The sequence below is a fragment of the Synechococcus sp. BIOS-U3-1 genome (genome assembly GCF_014279975.1).
Taxonomy (GTDB): domain Bacteria; phylum Cyanobacteriota; class Cyanobacteriia; order PCC-6307; family Cyanobiaceae; genus Synechococcus_C.
This window is the reverse complement of sequence record NZ_CP047936.1, coordinates 2,258,994-2,277,764: the sequence shown is the minus strand read 5'-3', so window position 1 is coordinate 2,277,764 and position 18,771 is coordinate 2,258,994. Positions and strand designations below refer to the sequence as shown.

21 protein-coding genes and 1 tRNA gene are annotated in these 18,771 nt (G+C 56.0%); 8 read left to right on the top strand and 14 right to left on the bottom strand.

Translation table 11 applies throughout. The features are described 5' to 3' along the window. Positions 1–72: 72 nt before the first annotated feature. Entirely contained in the window at positions 73–195 is a 123-nt protein-coding gene (psbX, locus tag SynBIOSU31_RS12520) for a photosystem II reaction center X protein (protein WP_066910860.1), read from the bottom strand. Between the two features lie 89 nt (positions 196–284). On the opposite strand from psbX, the gene SynBIOSU31_RS12515 reads away from it, so the two are divergent. Beyond that, a complete protein-coding gene (locus tag SynBIOSU31_RS12515; protein ID WP_186493052.1) occupies positions 285–614 on the top strand; it encodes a YggT family protein in 330 nt (109 codons plus the stop codon). A 22-nt stretch (positions 615–636) separates the two neighbouring features. Here the strand turns inward: SynBIOSU31_RS12515 and accC are convergent, their stop codons facing one another. Next, positions 637–1,983, bottom strand: coding sequence for an acetyl-CoA carboxylase biotin carboxylase subunit (accC, locus tag SynBIOSU31_RS12510; protein WP_186490515.1), 1,347 nt, complete (start codon positions 1,981–1,983; stop codon positions 637–639). Between the two features lie 148 nt (positions 1,984–2,131). Here accC and SynBIOSU31_RS12505 point away from each other — a divergent pair. From SynBIOSU31_RS12505 to msrB, 3 genes are all read left to right on the top strand, one after another. Further along, positions 2,132–2,213, top strand: a tRNA-Leu gene (locus SynBIOSU31_RS12505). Positions 2,214–2,242: 29 nt separating this feature from the next. Next, complete coding sequence (locus SynBIOSU31_RS12500) at positions 2,243–3,529, top strand: glycosyl transferase (RefSeq protein WP_186490513.1); 1,287 nt, start codon at positions 2,243–2,245, stop codon at positions 3,527–3,529. Positions 3,530–3,556: 27 nt separating this feature from the next. Continuing rightward, the gene (gene msrB, locus SynBIOSU31_RS12495; protein ID WP_186490511.1) at positions 3,557–3,982 is read left to right on the top strand and encodes a peptide-methionine (R)-S-oxide reductase MsrB; all 426 of its coding nucleotides are present in this window, start codon (positions 3,557–3,559) and stop codon (positions 3,980–3,982) included. 27 nt (positions 3,983–4,009) lie between these two features. Here msrB and SynBIOSU31_RS12490 read toward each other — a convergent pair whose 3' ends face one another. The 3 genes from SynBIOSU31_RS12490 to SynBIOSU31_RS12480 form a co-directional block, all read right to left on the bottom strand. Further along, positions 4,010–5,200 carry a PRC-barrel domain-containing protein gene (locus SynBIOSU31_RS12490; RefSeq protein WP_186490509.1) on the bottom strand — a complete coding sequence of 397 codons (1,191 nt, stop codon included), beginning with the start codon at positions 5,198–5,200 and terminating at the stop codon, positions 4,010–4,012. Between the two features lie 60 nt (positions 5,201–5,260). After that, the gene (gene smc / locus SynBIOSU31_RS12485) at positions 5,261–8,812 is read right to left on the bottom strand and encodes a chromosome segregation protein SMC (protein WP_370593632.1); all 3,552 of its coding nucleotides are present in this window, start codon (positions 8,810–8,812) and stop codon (positions 5,261–5,263) included. 131 nt (positions 8,813–8,943) lie between these two features. Beyond that, positions 8,944–9,330 carry a hypothetical protein gene (locus SynBIOSU31_RS12480; RefSeq protein WP_186490503.1) on the bottom strand — a complete coding sequence of 129 codons (387 nt, stop codon included), beginning with the start codon at positions 9,328–9,330 and terminating at the stop codon, positions 8,944–8,946. A gap of 61 nt (positions 9,331–9,391) precedes the next feature. Between SynBIOSU31_RS12480 and SynBIOSU31_RS12475 the strand changes: the two genes are divergently transcribed. Together SynBIOSU31_RS12475 and SynBIOSU31_RS12470 are read left to right on the top strand one after the other, a co-directional pair. Beyond that, positions 9,392–9,832 (top strand): glycine zipper domain-containing protein, encoded by a 441-nt coding sequence (locus SynBIOSU31_RS12475; RefSeq protein ID WP_186490502.1) that lies wholly within the window; start codon positions 9,392–9,394, stop codon positions 9,830–9,832. Next, complete coding sequence (locus SynBIOSU31_RS12470) at positions 9,829–10,227, top strand: phage holin family protein (RefSeq protein WP_186490501.1); 399 nt, start codon at positions 9,829–9,831, stop codon at positions 10,225–10,227. The genes SynBIOSU31_RS12475 and SynBIOSU31_RS12470 overlap by 4 nt, the downstream gene beginning before the upstream one ends. An 11-nt stretch (positions 10,228–10,238) precedes the next feature. On the opposite strand, the gene SynBIOSU31_RS12465 is transcribed toward SynBIOSU31_RS12470, so the two are convergent. The 3 genes from SynBIOSU31_RS12465 to SynBIOSU31_RS12450 all read right to left on the bottom strand — a co-directional run bounded on the left by SynBIOSU31_RS12465 (position 10,239) and on the right by SynBIOSU31_RS12450 (position 12,298). Next, a complete protein-coding gene (locus SynBIOSU31_RS12465) occupies positions 10,239–11,432 on the bottom strand; it encodes a THUMP domain-containing class I SAM-dependent RNA methyltransferase (RefSeq protein WP_255477237.1) in 1,194 nt (397 codons plus the stop codon). 340 nt (positions 11,433–11,772) lie between these two features. Continuing rightward, positions 11,773–12,033, bottom strand: a complete 261-nt coding sequence (locus SynBIOSU31_RS12455; RefSeq protein ID WP_186490500.1) for a hypothetical protein — start codon at positions 12,031–12,033, stop codon at positions 11,773–11,775. A 52-nt stretch (positions 12,034–12,085) separates the two neighbouring features. Continuing rightward, positions 12,086–12,298 carry a hypothetical protein gene (locus SynBIOSU31_RS12450; RefSeq protein WP_186490499.1) on the bottom strand — a complete coding sequence of 71 codons (213 nt, stop codon included), beginning with the start codon at positions 12,296–12,298 and terminating at the stop codon, positions 12,086–12,088. A 60-nt stretch (positions 12,299–12,358) separates the two neighbouring features. On the opposite strand from SynBIOSU31_RS12450, the gene SynBIOSU31_RS12445 reads away from it, so the two are divergent. Beyond that, complete coding sequence (locus SynBIOSU31_RS12445) at positions 12,359–12,622, top strand: DUF1651 domain-containing protein (RefSeq protein WP_186490498.1); 264 nt, start codon at positions 12,359–12,361, stop codon at positions 12,620–12,622. Between the two features lie 274 nt (positions 12,623–12,896). On the opposite strand, the gene SynBIOSU31_RS12440 is transcribed toward SynBIOSU31_RS12445, so the two are convergent. From SynBIOSU31_RS12440 to SynBIOSU31_RS12425, 4 genes are all read right to left on the bottom strand, one after another. After that, complete coding sequence (locus SynBIOSU31_RS12440; RefSeq protein ID WP_186490497.1) at positions 12,897–13,832, bottom strand: carbamoyl-phosphate synthase; 936 nt, start codon at positions 13,830–13,832, stop codon at positions 12,897–12,899. 1,425 nt (positions 13,833–15,257) lie between these two features. Continuing rightward, complete coding sequence (locus SynBIOSU31_RS12435) at positions 15,258–15,431, bottom strand: hypothetical protein (protein ID WP_186490496.1); 174 nt, start codon at positions 15,429–15,431, stop codon at positions 15,258–15,260. Positions 15,432–15,486: 55 nt separating this feature from the next. Then, positions 15,487–15,708 (bottom strand): hypothetical protein, encoded by a 222-nt coding sequence (locus SynBIOSU31_RS12430; protein WP_186490494.1) that lies wholly within the window; start codon positions 15,706–15,708, stop codon positions 15,487–15,489. A 40-nt stretch (positions 15,709–15,748) separates the two neighbouring features. Next, a complete protein-coding gene (locus SynBIOSU31_RS12425) occupies positions 15,749–15,973 on the bottom strand; it encodes a class IIb bacteriocin, lactobin A/cerein 7B family (protein ID WP_186490492.1) in 225 nt (74 codons plus the stop codon). Between the two features lie 581 nt (positions 15,974–16,554). Between SynBIOSU31_RS12425 and SynBIOSU31_RS12420 the strand changes: the two genes are divergently transcribed. Then, complete coding sequence (locus tag SynBIOSU31_RS12420) at positions 16,555–17,001, top strand: hypothetical protein (RefSeq protein ID WP_186490490.1); 447 nt, start codon at positions 16,555–16,557, stop codon at positions 16,999–17,001. 790 nt (positions 17,002–17,791) lie between these two features. Here the strand turns inward: SynBIOSU31_RS12420 and SynBIOSU31_RS12415 are convergent. Together SynBIOSU31_RS12415 and SynBIOSU31_RS12410 are read right to left on the bottom strand one after the other, a co-directional pair. After that, positions 17,792–17,965 carry a hypothetical protein gene (locus tag SynBIOSU31_RS12415; protein ID WP_186490488.1) on the bottom strand — a complete coding sequence of 58 codons (174 nt, stop codon included), beginning with the start codon at positions 17,963–17,965 and terminating at the stop codon, positions 17,792–17,794. A 325-nt stretch (positions 17,966–18,290) separates the two neighbouring features. Then, entirely contained in the window at positions 18,291–18,611 is a 321-nt protein-coding gene (locus SynBIOSU31_RS12410; RefSeq protein ID WP_186490487.1) for a hypothetical protein, read from the bottom strand. Between the last annotated feature and the right edge of the window lie 160 nt (positions 18,612–18,771).

The following is an 18,771-nucleotide window of genomic DNA, read 5'->3' as shown; positions in this document are numbered from 1 at the left end:
CTCGAAATGCGTTCGCCGGTCTCTACGACACCGGGAACAGTTGCTCCAAGTTTACGAAGCGCGCCAGGCCCTTCAGAGCTTTCGGTCCACCTGGTCGGTCTGGCTGAAGAGGAACAGAGCGATGGAAGCAGGCACCACAACGATCACGGCACCTGCGACCAGGCTGAGTAGGAAATTAGTAAGGGAGGGAGTCATAGCGATCGGGCCGGAACCAAACCCTGGATTCAAGGCAAGAGCGATCCTAGGGATCGTTGGCGACTTTCTACGATGCTGACCTCATTGCTTTGAGCTTTGTGACGCCGACCCTGCTTCAGATCTTGCCGACAGTGCATCTGATCCTGGGTTTGCTGCTGGCCGCATGGAGCCTGATGTTTCTGCTGCGGATCGTGCTCACTTGGTATCCGAAGGCCGACTCGAAATCAGGGGTCTGGGCTGTGATGATCTGGCTTACGGAGCCTGTTCTGTCACTCACACGCCGTGTTGTGGCACCGATTGGCGGTGTCGATGTGACACCAGTGATCTGGCTTGGCTTGGTCAGCCTTATGCGTGAGCTGTTGGTAGGTCAGCAGGGTGTGCTGTCACAGATCCTGATGCGTTCCCAATCCATCGCCTGAACCGCGATCGTTCACGTGCAGCTCAGGGAAGCATTTCCTGTTCGACGAATTTTGTATGGACGTCGCCGTTGATGAATTCCGGCCGCTCGATCATCTCGAGATGAAAATCGACCGTTGTGGGGATCCCGGTGACGGCGCACTCATTGAGGGCGCGTTTCATGCGTGACAACGCATGGGTGCGGTCCGTTCCCCAAACGATCAGCTTGCCGATCAGGGAGTCGTAAAAAGGTGGGATGTCATAACCGGTGTAAACGTGACTGTCCACGCGCACACCGGGACCTCCAGGGGGTAGCCAACCCGTGATCCGTCCTGGCGCGGGGCGGAAGTTGTGGCGAGCATCCTCCGCATTGATGCGGCATTCGATCGCATGACCACGCAGCTGGATATCTTCCTGAAGGACGCTGATCGGCTCGCCTCCAGCGATGCGCAGTTGTTCAGTGATCAGGTCAACGCCTGTGACCATTTCAGTGACAGGGTGCTCCACCTGGATGCGCGTGTTCATCTCCATGAAATAAAACCCACCGCTGCGGTCCAGCAGGAACTCGACCGTTCCGGCGCCTTCGTAATCGATGCAGCGCGCTGCAGCCACAGCTGCTTCGCCCATGCGTCGACGCAGTTCAGGGTCAAGCGCAGGGCTTGGAGCTTCTTCCAGCAGCTTCTGGTGGCGACGCTGAATCGAGCAGTCCCGTTCACCAAGATGAACAACGTTGCCATGGCGATCGGCCAACACCTGCACTTCGACGTGACGAGGGCGGTCGATGAATTTCTCCATGTACAGCCCGGGATTGCCGAACGCGGCTTCGGCTTCTCCCCGTGCTGCCTTGAAGAGGGTGTCGAGTTGGTCAGGGCTCTGGACGAGGCGCATGCCCCGGCCACCACCACCGGCTGTGGCTTTGATCATGACGGGGTAACCCATGCTGGCTGCCAGCTCAGCCGCTTCCTTGGTTCCTGAAAGCAGCCCTTCGCTGCCGGGAACGGTGGGAACACCCACCGATTGCATGGTGGTTTTGGCGGTGGATTTATCACCCATCGAGCGGATCGCGTGGGGTGACGGTCCAACAAAGATGAGGCCGTGGTCGCGGCACATTTCCGCGAACTTGTCGTTTTCAGCCAGAAATCCGTAGCCGGGATGAATGGCATCAGCTCCCCTGGAGGTGGCTGCCGCAAGAATGTTGGGAACGTTCAGATAGCTGCGGTTGCTGGGCCCTTCGCCGACGCAAACCGCCTCATCTGCCAGCTGGACGTGGAGGGCATTGCGATCCACGGTGCTGTAAACAGCCACCGTGGCGATCCCCATCTCCCGGCAGCTTCTCAGAATTCTGAGAGCAATTTCGCCGCGGTTGGCGATCAGCACCTTGCCGATGGGCATCCCGCAGAGTCCAGGCCAGGGCGGATCGTATCAGTGTCCGTGCGTGGGAGTTGATCGGTTTCCGGCTGGTTGAGTCAGGAGGGCATTAACGGGCACACCAGCCGGTATGATCAGACCCCGATGAAGCCCGCGGGGCTAAATCGACCACGCGGATGTGGTGGAATTGGTAGACACGCACGCTTGAGGGGCGTGTGGCTTCGGCCTTGCGAGTTCAAGTCTCGCTATCCGCATTTTTCTTCCATAAGCCGATCCGTTTCGTTTGACGTTCCGATCCACGGATCCAACGCTCTCCTTGGTGTTCGTTTCCAACGGACCCGGCGAGCTGAGTACCTGGGTACGCCCGCTGGCGGAACAGCTCCACCGGCAATTGTTGCTTAGGCCCAGAGCAAGGCATTCGCCTCTCGACCTGCGGTTGGTACTGGTGCCGTGTCCCAACGCCACAGGTAAGGAAGCTGAGGCTGCCGGTCGCTGGCAGCAGTTCGATTGCATCATTCCAGCGGCTCAGTTCTGGTCTCTGTTGCTCCATCCAGCGCGGTACGGCCACTGGCCCGCTCGAGGAGTGGTGGTCTTTCTCGGTGGAGATCAGTTCTGGAGTGTGCTGCTCTCAGCAAGACTCGGCTATCGACACATCACCTACGCCGAATGGGTGGCCCGTTGGCCGCGTTGGAATGACCGCATTGCGGCCATGGCGCCGGAGGTTCAGCAACAGTTGCCGAAGCGCTTTCGTTCGCGTTGCAGGGTGGTTGGTGATCTGATGGCGGATCTATCGAGCCATGCCAGGGCAAGCGATCCTCTGCCTCAAGGGGAGTGGGTGGCGCTGTTGCCGGGATCCAAGCCAGCCAAACTCAGTGTGGGTGTCCCTTTCCTGTTCGAAACCGCCGACCGCTTAACGGTTCAACGCCCAGGCTGTCGATTTCTTTTGCCCGTTGCCCCCACCACCAGTGTTGAGGATTTTCTCTTTTACCTGGGCTCTTCCAATCGCATCGCTGATGGTTATGCGGCCGGGGTCAGAAAGGTGCTCCCCCCTGGGGATGGCTGGCCCTGGAGGCGACTGCTGACCGAGGCCGGCACACTCATCCATCTTCAGGAAGACCCTCCTGCCCATGGAGTGCTGAGTCAATGTTCCCTGGCACTCACCACAGTGGGAGCCAATACGGCTGAACTGGGAGCTCTGGGAGTGCCCATGATCGTGCTGGTGCCCACCCAGCATCTTGGTGTGATGCAGGCCTGGGACGGTTGGATGGGGCTGCTAGCCCGGTTGCCTGGACTGCGGCGACTAATCGGTCTTCTGCTCAGCGTCTGGAGGATGAGAAACCATGGTCTGCTGGCTTGGCCGAATATTTCCGCAGGTCGGATGGTTGTGCCTGAGCGTGTAGGCGCCATCACACCCGAGCAGATCGCAGACGAGGCATTGGGCTGGTTGCAGCAGCCTGAGCGGCTTCTGGGTCAGCGCGAGGATCTCAGAGCTTTGCGGGGACAGCCGGGAGCAGTGGCTGCTCTGGCTGAAGAGGTGAGGAGCCTGCTGCCAAAGGCCCTTTCCGACTAGCTTTCGACACGTAACTCTGATCAGTGCATGACCACTCCCTCAACCACTGGCGGCGATCGCGTTGAACGCTCCCCTGAGGAGTGGCAGCAGCAGTTAACTCCTGAGCAGTTCCAGGTGGCTCGCAAGGGGGGTACAGAACGAGCCTTCACTGGTGCTTACTGGAACCTCAAGGACAGCGGCACCTATCACTGCGTCTGCTGTGACGTCCCCCTGTTTAGTTCCGACACCAAATTCGACTCCGGTACCGGGTGGCCCAGTTTCTGGCAGGGCGTTAGCTCTGGAGCCATCGTCACGAAGGAAGATCGCACCCATGGAATGGTGCGCAGAGAAATCATTTGTGCACGCTGCGATTCACACCTCGGTCACGTGTTCAGTGATGGACCGGCCCCTACCGGACAGCGCTACTGCGTCAACAGCGCCTCCCTGCAGTTCAAGAATGGTGCTGACTCCTGATTGGGCGACAGCTCTGCTCTGATTGATTCACCAGGGATCTTCAACGGGCTCTGCGGAGCCCCTGTCAGGTCGGTCATTATTTCTGGTTTCGCGCCTTTTTGGCTCCAGTTCCAGGGGTCGACGCTCCATGGGTTCGATATCCATGGGTTCAACCTCCATCGGTTCAACATCCAGCGGCGCACCGGGGCGTTCCACAGGGCGCCTGGAAGCTGGACGGGGACGTCCGTCGTAGCGAGGACGTTCCTCGTAGCTGGATGGATCCCTTTCGCTGAGTGGGTTTGAATAATCGGAGGGCTCGGCTTTCCGGTAGAAACGTTCCTCCTGTTCCTGAGCCTGGTAACGACGGTCTTCAGGCTGAGGTTCGCGTCTGGGATAGCGCTCCGGCTCCCGATAGGTCTCGGGTTCATCCATGGGCAGCTCATCGAGGTAGCGGCGTCGCCGCAGGTCCTGTTCCCGTGGCTGTTCCAACTCCACATATTCCAGTTCCGGTTGTTCGGCTTCAAACCGGTCGACTTGAGAGGCCTCGAGCTGGCGTGGTGCCGTCTCGGTTGGCTGCCCAGAACTGAGCTGGTTTTCGACGGGCACAACGTTGAGGCGGTAGCGCTCCCTCTCTTGCTCCTCCCAGCTGGCTCCTCCCACACCCAGCTTTTCGAGGAAGCCACTGTTGAGTTGTTTAAGTTTGTCTTCGGCTCCCTCGTAAACGATGATCCGGTCAGCACCGCTGCTGACGATTTCATCGACAGGAATCTCCCAGGTGCTCAGCACCCCTTCTCCCAGAAGTGGCACACCCAAGGCACCCATGACCAGGGTGGTGAGTTCACCGGTTTCAATGTCGAACGAGAAGCCCAGTACTCGGCCAAGTTGCTGCCCAGATTCCGTGATCACCTGGCAGTTGATGATGCGGCTGTAGCGATCCGCTGCAAAGCCTTCGCTCAGGGAGTCGGCTGAGTCGACCAGAATCACATCCCCCACCTGGCGGATGCGGTCGAGGGGCATCCAGCGCGGCAGGCCCGGCAGAAACCTGGTGAGCGGGTTGTCGCGTAATCCCAAGGCCACCACTTCTCGGCGGTCGATGTCCACGACCACTTCACCCACCACGCCCAGCCGACGTCCGCTGTCGCGAGTAATCACCTGAGTACCCATCAGTTCCGACCTCAACCAGAGGCGGTCGCTGGGCACGTTCGCTAAGGGGTCATTGGGAGTTGACGACAAGCTCAACCGCGGGCCTCAGCCGGAGGGATTCGTGACATTTTGGCGCAAGGACCCTGCGCTGGCTGTTCAGGCTGCATCAGGAAGTCCCACGACTTGAGTATGGGCGCCGCGGGCCTGGGTGACGCCGATGGTGCGTGTGGAAGCTCCGATCATGGGGCGGCGGTGACTCACCACCAGGAACTGAGCCTGTTCGGCCTGGCGGGCAATCAGGGACGCCAGACGTTCCACATTGACCCCGTCCAGGAAGCTGTCCACCTCATCGAGGGCATAGAACGGCGAGGGACGGAAGCGCTGCAGAGCGAACAGAAAACTGAGCGCGGTCAGCGACTTCTCTCCACCAGACATGGCCGCTAGCCGCCTGACGGCTTTGCCCTTGGGGTGGGCTACGAGTGTGAGGCCGCCTTCGAGAGGGTCGTCTGAATTGTCGAGCTGAAGCTTGCCATCGCCATCAGAAAGGCTGGCGAAGATTTCGCGGAAATGGCTGTCGACCGCCTCAAAGGCTTCCATGAAGGCTTCCTGACGAAGTGTGGCCACGGTTTCGATCCTCAACAGCAGTTCTTCCCGCTCTTGGCTGAGCACATCCAACCGTTCACCTAGGTCGCCCAGGCGTTGTTCGAGTTCTTCCAGCTCCTCTAGGGCGAGCATGTTTACCGGTTCCAGGGCTTCCATGCGCAGCTGCAATTGTTGCAAGCGTTCCTGAAGGCTCTCCAGGCCACTTTCACGCAGCTCGTCGGCAATCTCCGGCAGTGGATCAGGGAGCGTGGCCCGCAGCTCCTCCAAGCGGAGTCCGCCACTACGGAGTTGCTCTTCGAGTGAGGTGCGCTCTTCGCGGAGGCGCTCCAGTTCCCACCGGGCCTGCTGCAGGGTCTGCCTCTGCTCAGCGACGGCAGCCTCCGCTTCATCTCTGGCGCGTCGTTCTTCCCCGAACCGGGTTTGCAATTCTTGTTGCTGTGTTTCCAGTGCATCTCTGCGGGTCTTCAAAGCCAGTTGCTGTTCACGCCATTGGCCATGGGCTTCCGAGAGAGCTTGAACCGCTTGCTGAAGCGACGTTTCCTCCCGTTCAATTGTCTGCTGCTGATCGCCGAGTCTCTGTTGTGAGAGCTGACGGTCGCGCTCTTGTTGCAGCAGCGCATCACGTTGCTGGCGCGCTGCCTCAAGTCCGGCATCCACCCGTTCCAGATCCTGCTGCAGAGCTTGCCAGCCCTCGGCATCTCCATTGGCTTCGACGCTGGATTCCTGGGAATTGAGCTGATTGAGTTCCCTTTGCAGCGGGGTCAGGCTTGCCTCCAGCTCATCAAGCCTCAGACGATGGCTCTGCTGGGCCTGCTGTAGTTCGTTGAGTTTGCGTTGACGCTGCTGCACGCGTTCGAGCAGCGGACCATGGGAACGCTTCGCCGCCTGGCGTTCTGCTTCCAGAGCGGCCTGGCGCTGCTCCAGTTGGCGCAGTGTTGGCCGCTGCTGATCCACGGCCTCCACCAGCCTCTGTTCTTCTCTCCGACAGGCGACCAGGCTCTCGCCGAGCTCCAGCAGTCGTTGGCGCAGTGGAGCTGCTTCGTCGCCATCACTGCTGGCACCAAAGCTCAGCCCGCCTCCGCGTTGCGAGAAGCTTCCGCCGGTCATGGCACCACTTTTTTCAAGCAGCTCACCTTCGAGGGTGACGGCCCGCGAACGGCCCAGGAACTGTCTGGCACTGCCCAGATCGCTGAACACCTGAGTGTCACCGAAGACATAGGCGAACACGTTCGCGTAGATCGGTTCATAGCGGATCAGGTCGACAGCACGTCCCATCAGTCCACCACCTGCACCCGCTTGGGGGCTGCGTCCACGAGCAACTGCTGCCGCAGCCCCCGCGCCAGGAGCTCTGATCTTGTTGAGCGGCAGGAAGGTGAGTCGTCCGGCGCGCCGACTTTTCAGCAGATCGATGGCGCGAGCAGCAATGCGGTCATCGTCGACCACCACCTGGGCCATCCTCGCGCCGGCAGCCACTTCGAGAGCAAGGCGATGGCGTTCATCAACCTCACCAAGCTGCGCAACATGGCCGTGAATGCCTTCCAGGCCGGATTCGAGCAGGAGCCGCAGTGCTCCAGTACCCCTGCTTTCCTGCAGAGCTTCCCGGCGGCTGTCGTGCCGGGCAATGTCGCGCTCGAGCCGCGTTTGTTCCTGCTCAAGCCTGGAACGGGTGCGTTGCTGAATCGCGACGGACTCCAGCAGTTGATGAAGTTGCTCTCTGCCACTTTGGACCGACTTCAGCAGTGTCTGCCACTCCTGCTCAAGCTGTTCCAGCAGGGTCTGGACCCGCTGGTCTTCGGCTCCGTCTTGATCTCGTTCCTGTACCAGCTCCAGCTGCCGTTCTTCGTCCTGTCGAAGTCGTTCCAGCAGCTGTTGGCGTTCTTCCTGAAGTGGTGTGACGCGACCTTGAAGTTCCTGTCGTTGACCGGAGCGCTGCTTTTGCTCTTCGAGCCAGGTTCCTGAGCGGCCTGCCACCTCTCCCAGCCGCCGGCGGGAGAGCTCCACGGCTGCTTCCGCATCTCTGCAGTCCTGCTCTGCTTTCTCCAGTAATCCATTGTTTGCGTTCAGTCGCAGGTCTTCGGTTTCAGCCTGCAGCTGGCCGCGGCGGGCCTGCAGTTGATGGCGCAGTCCCTGCAGGCGTTCACCCTCCTGCTGATGCTGGCCAGCTTGCCGTTCCAGTTCGCGGCTTTGTGGATCCAGCCCGGCCAGTTCAGCCTGCACGCTCAGCAGTTGGTCCTCACCGAGGGCCTTGACGCTGTCCTGAAGGGTCTGCAGTCGTCCCGCCGCGTCCTGAAGGCTGATGTCGCGCTGCTCGATCGATCGGGCATCTCGCTCTTCCTTAGCGATCAGCTGTTCTTTTCGCTGCTGAAGGCGTCGACGTTCAGCCTGAGCCGCTTCGAAGGCCAACACCAGCTCCTGTCGGCGGCCGAGCTGCAGCTGTTCCTTGAGTTCCTGGTAGGCCCTTGCTTTGGCGCAGTCTTTTTCGAGCCGCTGTCGCGCTGCCAGCAGTTCTTGCTCAACAATGCGGCAACGCTCCTGGCGCTCCTGAACCTCATCGAGTTTGCGCCGGGTCTGTTCAATGCGGGTGTCGAAAAGCGCCACACCGGCCAGCTCATCGATCAGGCCGCGCCGATCGCGGTTGCTCATTGAAACGATGCGGGTCACGTCCCCCTGCATCACCACGTTGCTGCCCTCAGGGTCGATACGCAGTCGGCGCAGCTGGGTTTGTAACTGCTGAAGATTGCACGGGACTCCATCCGCGCTGTAGCTGCTGCTGTAAGAGCCTCCTGGCATCACCCGCAACTTGCGCGTGACGGTCCATTCCGTCTGATCGGAACGGATCCATGGCCCCTCTTCAGGGGGCTCCAGTCCTTCTTCAGCGGCGTCAGGCTGCCACTCGGTTAGGTCAAAACGAACACTCACCGTGGTTTCGGCTGACTTGCCGGCCTTCAGCACATTGCTATTAACCAGATCTGGCAGGCGATCGGCTCGCATGCCTTTGCTGTTGGCCAGGCCAAGACAGAACAGCACTCCATCGAGAATGTTGCTCTTGCCGGAACCGTTCGGCCCGGTCACCACCGTGAAACCGGGTTCCAGGGGGATGCTCATCGCTCCCCCAAAGGACTTGAACTGTGTCAGCCCGACCTGATTGATGTGTACCAACAGGGGCCACGGCTGTCAGCCGTCTGAAATTAGCGGAGCCTTGCAAAAGCTCAAGTGCAGTTTGCGGTGCACTTGTCTTATGGCGTGCGCATGCGGCATCGCTCTGCTGTGATTTCCAGCACAACCGGTTCGCTCAGGCCAATCAGTGCCATCCCTTCCAGCTCAACCTGGATGGGTTGATTGGGATCAGCGGGCAGGGCGCTTCGCATTGCGCCTGCCACGACACGACGTGCCCAACCCCTGTTGCCGGATACGGAAGCTGCCTCCCGATCGAGCCATACCAGTCGGTGGGGGGGCAACGCTGTGGCTTGCACCGCAGGACCGTTCAATTGCGGAATCGCCTCCAACCGCCAGCTGCGACAGCTGTCTCCGTCCTCGAGCAACAGATCGAGGTGGCAGCCGTCCGGGTCATCCGGGGCCCCTAAATGCTCCAACAGGGTGTAGCGCAACTGATGGCCCACCAACGCCAATGGGTGTCATCTCAGAGTTACCACCCCTACCCTGCGGTAGGCCGTCAGGATCGCCATGGATTCAGCTCCCTCATCAACGGATGCGTCTGCGGACTCCCAGGATCTGGCTTACAGCTTCCGTGATCGCTTTGAGAGTCTGTTGCCAGAGATCCAAAAGCTTTGGCCTGAAGTCACCCACCAAGCACTTGAAGCCACCCGCGGAAGTTTTGATGAGGTGGTGCATCTGATTTCTTCCCAAAGCGACAGGGCTGCGAGCCTTGTCACCGCCCAGCTTGAGGATTTGCTTGATCAGGCCGGAGATCGCACCCGCCACTTGGCTGACAATCTTGATCCGCTGGAGGAGCAGCTTGAGCATCTGCTCGATGAGCTCAACCGCACTCTCAGGCCGAAGTTGGAGAAACCCGTGCGCGAAAGACCCCTGATGTCACTGGCTGTGGCGGCTGGGGTAGGGATTTTGGTGGGTGCCCTACTGACCGGTGGCCGGAGATCTTCATGAGTGAATCGCCCCGTTCTGAGCAACAGCGCTCCAGAGGGATGGGAGCTGCAGCCAGGGTCACGGCTCTTGCGGGCTCGGTGATGGATCTGCATGTTCGTATTGCTCTGCAAGAGATGGATCGCGAGAAACGGCGCCTGATCAGTGGCGGTGTGTTTCTGGCCATGGGGGGCACGTTGATGCTGCTGGCCCTTGTGGCTGGAGAAGCAGCCCTATTGGTATGGATGCTGGAATCCTGGGGTTGGTCGTTGATCCAATCGCTGCTGGCAATGGCGATTCTTAATCTGGTGGTGGCAGGATTCAGCCTGCGGATTGGTGGACAGCTGGCGAAAGGGCCTTATCTGCCCCAGACATTGGAAGGCCTGATGAGAACCACGCGGGCTGTCCTCGGTAGATGAATGGCCTGCGTTCAGTTCTCCTGGAGGATCGGCTTCGTTGAACGCTTGTTCAGCTCGTAATGCAGCCAACGACAATCCAATCCACCGTTATTCACGGGAATTCTGCGCTTTGCTTTAAGGCGCAGTGCTCCGGTGAGTTCTCGATTTCCGCTGAGAAGCCATAGGTCCCAGCCGCCGTAATCTTGTTTCAATACTGATCCGAGCTCTCTGTAGAGCTCTTGAAGTTCAGTGGTATGGCCCAGTCGCACCCCATAGGGCGGATTGCAGACCACCACGCCATTGTCCGCCTCCGGAGCCGGTGCATCCCTGAAATCGGCTTCAACGATTTCGATCACGTCCTTTAGCCCAGCTGCATTGACGTTGTCTCTTGCCTGCTGGGCAATCTCTGAGTCCTGCTCATAGCCCAGGATTCGTGGTGGATTGTTCACGGGCTGCTGCCGTTTCTGGGCTCTTCGCTGTTCTGCATCCCATAGATCCGGTTCGAAATCCGCCCATGACTCCAGCAGGAAGTTGCGATGCAGAGCAGGGAATCGCTGCAGGGCCATCGCTGCGGCTTCGATGAGCAATGTTCCCGAACCGCAGCAGGGATCAGTCAGAGGGGTGCTTCCGTCCCAACCGGTCAGTGTGATCAGCCCTGCGGCCAGGTTCTCTTTCAGCGGAGCGATACCCACAGCGGCTCGGTATCCCCTGCGGTGGAGGCTGCCGCCGCTGCCATCCAAGCTCAGGGTCGCTTCACCACGATGCAGGTGAACATGCAGGCAGAGATCGGGTTCGTCCAGATCGATAGACGATCGCTTCCCCCAAAGATCACGCTGATGATCAATCAAGGCATTTTTCACCTGGAGTGCAGTGAAATGGCTGTGATTGAGCCCTGGGGCAGTTCCGGTCACATCCACCCGAAAGCTCATGGATGGATGAAGCCATCGTTCCCAGTCAAGGGCCCGCTGAACTCCGTCGTAGAGGGAATCCCGACCGTCACAGCGGAAGCGTGCCACCTCCCGCAGCAACCTGAAGGGCAGCCTGCATTGCAAGTGAAGCCTGTACAGACAGGCCATGTCGGCTTGAAACGATGCGGCACGGCGCAATGGTGTGACGTCTTTGGCGCCGAGTCGTTGCAATTCCTGGCTGCCGATTTCTTCGAGACCCTGGGGCAAAACGGCGACGCCATGAATGGGTCGCGGCGTCTGTCGGTACTCACTCCCCAAGATTCTCTGCTCCGGTTCACCACTGCTGCCAGAATGACAAGGTTCGGTCTTGACCGGACTAGGTGATCCACACCAGTGTTTCGGACAGCGGTTCGATTCCGCTCAGCTCCATTACCCCTTCCTGGGGCTGCAATGGTTTCGACGGGGCATAAGGAGGGTGACTGAAGCCTGCTCGGTTAGAGCAAATCCCGTAACTGCGAACAAAATCGTACGTTTCTCCCGTCAAGCAGCCCCTGTTGCTGCCTGACCCTATTAAGGGAGATGGGGTGAAGTCAGCCTTATCACCCAAGTGACTCACGGGGGCTGGAAGGCCCCCACCACCATTCCAGGGCAGTTGATCTCAGTAATTGCCCTCGTTGACAAAATCAGCCCCGTTGACAAGGCGTTGACAAAGATCGGGGAAATCAGCTCGCGTTGACAAGAGATCGGCATCCATCCGATCGAGCACCATTGCTCCCAGGAGGCGCTTGCTGTTCCACGCCATGTGAGTCAGCACCAGTCGCACGGCCGCGGCGGTTGTCTCTGGATCGCGGGTGCCGAAGCAATCCATCAGTGGTCCCTCCAGTTGCTCCAGATCCGCCAGTGATTGAAGGCAGGTCATCTCAACTGCAGGCATGGGCTAAGCGGCAAACGCTCTCAGTCTGCCGACTCCATCAAGGCGATTTAGCCCCCCTCTTTTTCAGGGCTTTGATGCTCAAGTCGAAAATCGCGAAGATGCCCAGCAAGATCAAACCAATTCCCACAAAGGCTTCTGCGCTCGGTACGACTGCGACAAGCCAAGCGATTGCACCAAGAAGAACGGCTTTGACGAGTTGGCGTTTGAAAAAAAATCCATCCACACGAAACCTTGCGTTATCTGCATTCACCGTTGCTGAAAGGGTGTGAAACCACATCACCCGTCCGGGTGAATTCGCCATCGTGTCGGCATGCCAAACAAGGACCGCCCACTTGTTGATCGCCATGCACCGAAGAATGGTGTCGGCTGGTTGGTGAACGCCCAGCAGGGGAAGGTCTGCAATTTCACGAATGACTCACCCACGGCTCACGCCCAGTGGGTCATCGTCGAGACCAGGCCATTACGCGGCAGTGGTCAGCCAGTCATCAGGCGAATGCTCAGGCACAACGCCATCGAAGCCTGGGAGACCATGCAGAAGTCAGGCGGGTGGAAGCGTTGTCAGCCCAGGTGGTGATTCAGGCCGTTGCTATGACTGCTGCAGTGTCATTGGCTAATACCTACTGCAGTCAATTGTGCCAGGTATTGAAGGCTGATTGGTGGGATTGTTGGCGAGATTGAAGCAATAAAAAGCCCCGTGTGTGGCGGGGGCGTTGAGGGATAAGTTGCATCCAGGGTTGTTATCTACCACCCCAATGCTTCCAACCACACATATATGTACCACCCCACGAATGCACATCTCGTTGACCACCATTCATAGGGTTGTTAGTTTGCTACCAAGGATTCGTTTGTTAATCCCAAGGGTCACATGCACCACATGAATCGTGTACCCTCACATCTCGGTTGCTTGGTGTTGATGTTAAGGCATTGATAACAGGTAGTCGTTGAACCTCTTTGCGTTTCGCTGTTGTGCTTGCACCACCAAAGCGAACTTTAATATCAGCTGAAACTCTTGTGTCAAATGCCTTGTCGTAGGAGATATTTAATCCTGCTGTGACTCCACTGGTCATTTCATAAGCCAAGCGTCCGAGTACGCCAGAACCATCAACTTCTTCTTGATCGCGGTGTTGGTAGTAGTAACCAACAGAGGCATGAAGTTGTGGACTAATGAAATAGCCAACATCTAGGCCGTAGGTGTTCAGTGCACCAGCGTTATAGGCACTGTTGAGTCTCTGCTCCACATCACCAACAGGGATCAGTCCATAGCCGTTCAAGGTCCAGCTATTCGAAACTGCTTCTGCATTCAGTGCGATCTGCTGGAACCCGACAGTCCTCTTGTTGGTGACGTTGACGCCGGTATCGGCATCACCTGATTTCACCGAGCGGCTGTCATAACCAGCATTCAGCCCATACATCCAAGAGCGGTCACTATTCAGCCAGCGGTAACCAAGCCGGGTAGACGTGCTGACTGTTCCACCAGCAACGTCGGTATTAATAATGCTGCTCTCACCCGCACGGTCAGCGAAGTTGGCGTTGATCAGGGCATCAAGGAACCAAACGCTGTTATCGCTAACAGACAGTGGCAAGAATCCACCAATGCCTGCCTGGTTCGGCGTGCCAGCGCCTTGCAAGGCACCTTGAAAGCCAAGGGTTGGCTTGACCACATCCTTGAGGCTGATGCTCATCACATCACCGAGATCATCTGCACTGCCGTCCTGTGCCTTCAAAGGCATTGGGGCGATGGCAACTACAGAAGCTAAGAGTCCTGCGGAGAGGCGGCGAAGCATGGATCAGTCGTCAGTCCGCGCATGATGCCGGGCTTTGCCTGGTTGCGCCCGTTGCGGCTGAGCGTGGTAACGGCACTGAAGAAGATTTCGTTCCGATCGAATCCAACTGAGCGATTCCGCAAGTCCTTTCGCAATCGCCTCTTGTCCAACTACTTGGACAAGCAGCCACCGGGGAGTGGAGTCTTTTCCCCAACCCCTTGGGGTAAAGCTTGTCGCGAAAGGACTTGCGGAACAGCAATTGCGCAACCCCTTTCGCAATCGCCGCTTACCCAACTACTTGAGGAACCGCTGCGCCGAAAATGCCTGTTCTCGACGCCGCCATTCAACACATCTCCACCTCACCGCCTTTGGACGGAATTCCGATTCAAAATGGTGGGTACCAAGTCTTATTACCTCTTGAAGATGTGATAACGGTTCCACGCCCACTATGTGCTGACTTCCCGAATGTAACGCGACCATTGTCTTCGATAATTTTTACTTTGCAGTAAGAAGCTCCGTGGTCCCCGTTGCACTCGTGAAAATAGTAGTCAACACGCTTTCCGTCAGATGTCCAGATTATGGTTGTACCTTCATAGGAACCACTCTTGCTTCTGATCTCACGCAAATTGCAGCCTTCTTGTACACCATTGAATGAGCACTGCTGAGAGAATGCAGACCTTTGTGCTATCAAGAATTTTTCTGCATTTGATGCTTGGGCAGCATCATCAAATACAACGTTTAGCCCAACTGTGCTGGCAGCAAGGAGGAACAAAACGGGTTTCATGCAGAGATTGTCACCACTCTCCATCACTAGCGCATCTGCGCCATTCCCACCCCAATCTCATTAGCCAGCCAGCGCGTCCGAAAAGGGGCTCTTTCGGACGTGAGGTGTGGCGCGTTTAACTCGGCACGGTGCGCCGACTTTCGAACACCACGGTGTGATGACCCAGTGGAACGCACCACACCGTGGTGCATTGCTCTCATCACCCTGCGCCCCGCGCCGAAAAGGGCCTCTTTCGGACTGGGGGTCCAAAACGTCTCGGCTCTCTGGTCCAGCGTCACTCGGGATACGAGCAACTGAAGGCTCTGGTTCACGCGTAACTCGGGTTACGCATGACTCAAGGCTCTGGTTTGGCGTGGCTCAAGCCACGCAATCCCGGCATGGCTCAAGCCACATCGGGTCCGACGTAACTCGGGTTACTTCGGCTCACTCACGAAAACCCAACACTTGGCGGGGCGTGATTGGTGTGAGGTGTTTTGTCGGGAGATCGATAGCGACTACTCAACGCCCCCTGCCTTTCCCTTATCGGGTTTTGTATAGCTTTCAGCTATAAGGTTTCTAGTTGAGGGTTTTCGTCGTGTTTTCACGCGAGAGTTAGGCTTAGGCTAATCAAAACCCCTCGCTAGGTTAATAACGAGAGGTTTTACTTGTGAGCTGAGTATGGTTCAGCCTTTGACCTCGTTGTAGCCTTTTTTGGCAAACCATTTCACAAATTCCTTACCAAATGTTTTGACAAGTTCAAATGCGAAACCGCTACCAGAGATTTCTTGGAGTTCTTCAATAGTTAACTCCTGGTCCAGATAATCATTGTTTTGATTTTGAGAATAGTTGGTCATCATGATTTTGAATAAAGTTTTTTGGATTGATTGAGATGGTGGATAGACATTTCTGTCTCTAATCTTTCTCCCCACTAGCGTGTTTGTAAACTGTTTCTCCGACGCCCCAGCCAATTAGCCCTCCGACAACTCCAATGGCTGCCTTTGCGGCTCCTACTTTTGCGGCGACAATAAATGGTGCTAAGAGGATAAGTGGCCCGAGGCCAGCATTGATTTCAGACATTTCCTCTAAGGAAAGTTCCTCTGAGGTGTCGGGGTTCAAATCATTTTGGAAATTCATGATTTTGTAGTGAATGATAAGGTGAAGATAAAGATGGTGACTAGGCGACTGCTTTGTTTTCAACCGCTTTTTTAATGGCTTGATAAGTTTTTTCAGCAGCCTTATAACCAGCGAAGGTTGCAATACCTGTAGCGACAGCCTTGCCCAATGCAATTGCCCCAACTACGAATGGAATTACACCTCCATTGATTTCTTGCAGTTGATCGAAGCTCAGCTCTTGATCGAGCAGTTCAGTGTTGTTGTAGTCAGTATTGAAAGTAGTCATTGTTTTGAAGGAGTTCAGTGTGTGAGTTGTTTATGGGGTGTTGCCCCCTCGACTCCTTCAAGATCACAGCCCTTCTGGTGAACCCCACTACACAGCTCTGGTGTAGACCCCAAGATGTTCTGGTGAGCTTCTGGTGAACCGCTCAGATCCCAGTAAGAGACTTAAGTGCAGACACCAAAGCCATAAAAAAACCCCGCGCTTCGTTGAGGTATGTGAGTAATGGCAGCTTGTCTGTCGTACGGAGTATTGTTCCTGGTTGAGCTGACACGTGACGTTGCTACCGTTCAGCTGTCTCGCATCTGTATATGAACTCTCTATTAGTCCTAAGTGCTCTTCTCCTCTCGGCATCACCTGCATTGGCTGATGTCGGACCAATTCCTGTTGGCTTTACAAAGAAGTGTATGGGTTCCGATGAAATGCCGGACGACTACAGGATTCAGAAATCAAAGTATTGCGACTGTATGGGCGATTATTTCTATGTTAAATACGCAGACCAAGATTGGAGAGAGTTTTTTGATGAGTTTCAGGCCATTTGCAAGGACAAATATCCACCATTGAATTAAATCGAAGCTACCTATCCCATGAAACTTCCAATCCTCCTAAGTCTTCTATTACTCAGCACACCACCTGCGTTTGCGAATGAGTTCCTTTATATGATTTGTAAGACTGATAGCAATGTGAAGGTTTCAGATCTTAGTTCAGGGGAAATTACCGCTGAAGAGGATATGGAGGAACAGTTCTTGTTCAAGGTGGATCTTACAAACAAGAAGTTGAGAAATCACATCTCTCCAGAGTGGGTTGATGTAAGGGTGGAAGGTGATCGGATTATTCAAGATGAAAGATACACAAGAGGCAACCAATCTCTTCATAGCCAAGGATCGTTACCACTTATTCTCCCAGGAGCAATCTCCATTCATAACCAGTGGAGAAATCCAACTAAGTTAAGGGTTGCGAAGACAGAGGGTAGTTGTAGAGGGATTGTCTCATCAAGATGGGATGAAGAAGTAGGGAGATTTGGCACAAAATAACCCTCCCAAACACATTTGTTATGAACATTGAGACCAACTACATCAGATGCATCTGTGATTGCATTGCAAGTAACTATGAATATCCTTAGTCGTGATGATGATGTTTCGAATTCAATAAAGATGACTGGGATATGCAAAGAAGTTAATGATTCAGTATTTGAGGAGGCTTTGAAAGAATCTGAGAGCTGATTTGCATCCCATTCGGGTGGTCTTCCACCCGCCTGACTCCCCCGTTTGGGTTGACCGCTGCAGCCAGCAGAACAGTCACGTTTTAGCCAACGTGGCGTCATGCCAAACAAGGACCGCCCACTTGCTGCCGGTTGGGGCGGGGCTTGGTGTTGTTCTTTCTGTTAAGTCATCAAGCCTGCAGTCCAGGCTTCAGCGTTAGTTGAATAGAGAAAAAGTGGGGTCAATCCCTATGCAACCCGATTATCAAAAAGTGCCCATGACTCCAAAGATGTGGAAGCGCCATCGTTGGTGGCTGTTCCCCGTGATGTTGTTTGGCGGGTCTCCTCTCATCATGTTCGGAGTGGTTTCCAGCGTCGTCGGGTATTTCGTTCACCGCTCAAGAGGCAGGCCAGTGAAACCATTGTTGACACAGTTGGGGTTGTCTCTAAAAGGTGGAATACATGACTTTATTTATTTCTGGAGGAATTGCACTTTCCCAGAAAATTCAAAGACAAATCATTCCAGGTGGTGAGTTTCCGTAAGTGCAGTTGCGTAAATCAGTCGGGTGGAAGCGGTGCCCTCCTAGGTGGTGACCCGGTTTGATCCGGGTGGTGAATCCGCATCAGACAGTCAAGCGTCCCCAATGGCCGGGCGCATAGCTGATGCGATTGGCCAACTCTTCGGTTTGAGCGGCCTCCTGAAGTTGCAGCTCGATCAACTGGGGTTTTGCATGCGCGACTGCGCCAATGCCCAGCGTGAGGGAAAGGGTGTAGATGAAGAGGGATTTAACAGACATGGCTTGTTGGAGTGGATGGTTGGAGGTGTTGCCCCTCGACTCCTTCAAGATCACAGCCCTTCTGGTGAACCCCCCTGCACAGCTCTGGTGCAGACCCCAAGATGTTCTGGTGAGCTTCTGGTGAATGGCTCAGATCCCAGTAAGAGACTTAAGTGCAGACGCCAAAGCCATTAAAAAACCCCGCACTTGGCGGGGCGTGATTGGTGTGAGGTTGTTTTGTCGGGAGATCGATAGCGACTACTCAACGCCCCCTGCTTTTCCCTTTCGGGTCTTGTATAGCTCTCAGCCCCGTGTCATGGCTTCAGGCTTCCCGACAAGGAGCTAATCAGTAGCAGTTGGTATATCCGGTATTGCCGTAAACATTTGTCGTGCAATTGACATTTCTGTGCTGATTGGAATTGATATTCCTCATCACATTGGCTCTCCTTTGATTCTCGTTTCGGTCTGCCTGCATATTCAGCTGTGCGGCCTCGTAGGGAGTGAAGCAACCTTCAGCAACGGTCTTTCTTGCCAGGAACAAGCCCCTTTTGATTTTGTGATAGCTAGTACCTGCAGGGCAGTTTCTGCCAGCTTCAGCAGCAGGTGGAGCAACAATCATTGAAGCGCCGATAACCGCAGCGGCAGCGATGGAAGTGAAGAGTTTCATTTGATTGATTTAGAGAGTGGAGGTCATCCCTCCTGGACCTCTTCACCATCTCCGGAATCAATCGGATTCACATCACCCATTCAGGTGGTCTTCCACGCGCCTGACTCCCCCGTTTGGGTCAGTTCTGCTTATTCCGTTTATTGGTTGACTTCACCAGACC

Excerpts from the sequence above, each read along its gene's own strand:
- psbX (WP_066910860.1), bottom strand. The coding sequence starts at position 195 with ATGACTCCCTCCCTTACTAATTTCCTACTCAGCCTGGTCGCAGGTGCC.
- accC (WP_186490515.1), bottom strand. The coding sequence starts at position 1,983 with ATGCCCATCGGCAAGGTGCTGATCGCCAACCGCGGCGAAATTGCTCTC.
- msrB (WP_186490511.1), top strand. The coding sequence starts at position 3,557 with ATGACCACTCCCTCAACCACTGGCGGCGATCGCGTTGAACGCTCCCCT.
- smc (WP_370593632.1), bottom strand. The coding sequence starts at position 8,812 with ATGAGCATCCCCCTGGAACCCGGTTTCACGGTGGTGACCGGGCCGAAC.
- SynBIOSU31_RS12475 (WP_186490502.1), top strand. The coding sequence starts at position 9,392 with ATGGATTCAGCTCCCTCATCAACGGATGCGTCTGCGGACTCCCAGGAT.
- SynBIOSU31_RS12470 (WP_186490501.1), top strand. The coding sequence starts at position 9,829 with ATGAGTGAATCGCCCCGTTCTGAGCAACAGCGCTCCAGAGGGATGGGA.
- SynBIOSU31_RS12455 (WP_186490500.1), bottom strand. The coding sequence starts at position 12,033 with ATGACCTGCCTTCAATCACTGGCGGATCTGGAGCAACTGGAGGGACCA.
- SynBIOSU31_RS12445 (WP_186490498.1), top strand. The coding sequence starts at position 12,359 with ATGCCAAACAAGGACCGCCCACTTGTTGATCGCCATGCACCGAAGAAT.
- SynBIOSU31_RS12440 (WP_186490497.1), bottom strand. The coding sequence starts at position 13,832 with ATGCTTCGCCGCCTCTCCGCAGGACTCTTAGCTTCTGTAGTTGCCATC.
- SynBIOSU31_RS12435 (WP_186490496.1), bottom strand. The coding sequence starts at position 15,431 with ATGATGACCAACTATTCTCAAAATCAAAACAATGATTATCTGGACCAG.
- SynBIOSU31_RS12430 (WP_186490494.1), bottom strand. The coding sequence starts at position 15,708 with ATGAATTTCCAAAATGATTTGAACCCCGACACCTCAGAGGAACTTTCC.
- SynBIOSU31_RS12425 (WP_186490492.1), bottom strand. The coding sequence starts at position 15,973 with ATGACTACTTTCAATACTGACTACAACAACACTGAACTGCTCGATCAA.
- SynBIOSU31_RS12420 (WP_186490490.1), top strand. The coding sequence starts at position 16,555 with ATGAAACTTCCAATCCTCCTAAGTCTTCTATTACTCAGCACACCACCT.
- SynBIOSU31_RS12415 (WP_186490488.1), bottom strand. The coding sequence starts at position 17,965 with ATGTCTGTTAAATCCCTCTTCATCTACACCCTTTCCCTCACGCTGGGC.
- SynBIOSU31_RS12410 (WP_186490487.1), bottom strand. The coding sequence starts at position 18,611 with ATGAAACTCTTCACTTCCATCGCTGCCGCTGCGGTTATCGGCGCTTCA.